The organism is Spirillospora sp. NPDC046719, from assembly GCF_040645715.1.
Classification (GTDB): Bacteria; Actinomycetota; Actinomycetes; order Streptosporangiales; family Streptosporangiaceae; genus Spirillospora.
The window spans coordinates 1-2,342 of sequence record NZ_JBEYYT010000795.1 but is presented as its reverse complement, the minus strand read 5'-3'; the positions used below and the strand labels follow the sequence as shown (position 1 = coordinate 2,342).

Genomic DNA, 2,342 nt, shown 5'->3' with positions numbered 1-2,342 from the left:
CGACGAAGAACGTCCCGCCGTCGGGGGACAGCCGCACGTCGCCCGGCCGCGCCCCCGCGGGCAGCCGGACCGTGCCCGCGACCCGCCGCCCCGGCACGTCCACCCGGACCAGCGCGCCCGCCGACGTGCAGCTCATCACCAGGGACGTCCCGGCGAGCGTGAAGTCGCCGTCCGCCGCCGCGCACGGCAGCGGCACCGACGCCCGGGGCCGCATCGTCCGCGGGTCGCGGACCTCGATCCGCCTCGGCCGCCCCGCCGCGACCAGCGCCGTCCGCCCGTCGGGGGTGAAGTACAGCCCCGCCGGGTCGACGGCGGGCACCGGCAGGCCCCGCCGCCCCGTCCGCGCCCACACCGGGACCAGCACGTCGTGCGCGGTGTCGGCGATCCACAGCCGCCGCAGGTCCCACGACGGCACCACCCGCGCCGCGGCGGCCCCGGCGCCGACCCGTCCGACCAGCCGCAGCGTCCGCGGGTCGATGACCTCGATGCCGCGCCCGTCCGCGACGTACAGCCGCGCCGGCATGCTCCGCGCGCCCGGAGCGATCATCCCGGGTCCGGTCGCCGCGTACACCCGTCCGCCGGCCGGCACGACCGGCGGGTCCGCGGTCTTGGGCCGCTCTGTGCCCGGCCGCACGTAGGGCGCGGGCCCGCCGAGCCCCACCACGGGATCGTCCGGGCCGCCCTCGCCGGGCCGGTAGAAGCCCACGGGCGGCTCGCACCCCGAGACCAGCGCCATGACCACGGCGAGCGCGCACGCGCCGGCCGCCCGTTGGCGCCGTCCTCTGGCACGGCCTCTCCCCATCACGGCCGCCGACTGTACCCGTCCGCGACTCCCCGCGCCCGAATAACTACCAAACGTGTCCATCGCGGGGACGCGACGACCCGGCGGCTGTCAGCCGGAATGCGGAACGTGCGGGGTGGCGGAGGTCAGTCGGATTCGGAGGTCAGTCGGATTTGCCGAAGCCGATGCCGAACTCCCGGTAGACGCGCTCCCAGAAGCCGTCGCGGAGCCAGGTCCGGGCCTCCTGGTAGGGGCGCAGGGAGCCGCCGAGCTCCTTCTCGGCCTCGATCAGCAGCTCCTTGTCGATGACGGGCGGCAGGATCGGGCCGGGGAGCAGGTCGCGGATGTTGTCGCGGCCCCGCTCGAAGATCCACTTCTGGGCGACGTGCTCGCCGATCTCCAGCATGTGGTCGCGGTCCGGGCCGAGGCGGCCGTCGGACTGGGCGGCGGACGCCGCGTTCATCGAGGCCGCCACGGTCGCCGGGGTCACCGGGGCGCCGCCCGGGACGGGCACGGCGGTGCGGACGGCCGCGGCGGGCGCGGGCTTGACCGCCGGGGGGCGCCCGGCGAACACCTGGGACGGGGACGGGACGGGCGAGGTGCGCTGCGCGGCGGCGGCCGCGTCGCGGACGGCGGCGGCGGTGCCGGGCGCGGGCACCGGCAGCACCTTGGCCTTGGTGAAGTACGGGCGCAGGAAGTCGGCGGACAGCACCTCGACCCGGTCGGACTCCCACACCAGCCATTCGGCCTGGTTGGAGCCGTGCGTCGGCTCCACGCCCCACAGGTGCACGCGGACGCCGTAGCGCTGCGCGGCCTCCACGGCGGGCAGCATGTCCTCGTCGCCGGCCAGCAGCACCGCGTCGGTGATCGCGCGGTGCCGGGCGAGGGCCTCCAGGTCGGCGCGGAGCTGCGCGTCCACGCCCTTCTGCTGGCCCTGCGCGTTCAGGTTGCCGAGCCGCAGCTTCACCAGCGGCAGGTTCGCGATGACCCGCTGGTCGACGGTGGGCTGCTTCTTCGGCGCGGCGTCGAACCAGTAGACGCGCAGCAGCTCGCCCAGCAACTGGTCGTCCGCGTGGCTGGTCAGTGCCTTGATCAGCTGCTCCGCGGCGACCCGGTACTCGCGCCGCGAGCCGCAGCCGAGCAGCAGAGCCCCGGAGGCCGCGTAAAGGTACCCCGCGTCGACGAAGATGGCATATCGCGCGGGCTGTGGGACGAACTCCGAGGTGGCCATGGCCTTCCACCTTATTCGTGCGGAGACCCCCGCTGGGCGCGAACCACGGTTACGTGTCGCCCGATCCCATTCCCCGTCCGGGGATCAACACACCCCATAGGACGGGAGATCGGACGCATCCCGGGCGCGTCGCGCGGGCCCGCGCGGTGTCCGCCGGTGCGGGCCGCGCAGTGTCCGCCGGCGCGGGCCCGCGCGGTGTCCCGCGGGGGTGGGTCAGCGGGGCAGGCCGCTGGCCCGCCAAGCGCCGGGGCCGCGGGGTCGCAGCCCGCCGGCCGCGGTGGCGCGGACGAGCCGGGTCCGGTCGGCCCAGCGGGACGTCCGGGGCTCGCC

At 76.4% G+C, this 2,342-nt stretch carries 2 protein-coding genes; both read right to left on the bottom strand.

Translation table 11 applies throughout. From position 1 onward, the window contains the following. Positions 1-802: YncE family protein (locus ABZ914_RS50325; RefSeq protein ID WP_500201665.1), on the bottom strand; the 802-nt coding region annotated here is incomplete at its 3' end. A gap of 142 nt (positions 803-944) precedes the next feature. Beyond that, positions 945-2,012 carry an NYN domain-containing protein gene (locus ABZ914_RS50320; protein ID WP_190867070.1) on the bottom strand — a complete coding sequence of 356 codons (1,068 nt, stop codon included), beginning with the start codon at positions 2,010-2,012 and terminating at the stop codon, positions 945-947. Between the last annotated feature and the right edge of the window lie 330 nt (positions 2,013-2,342).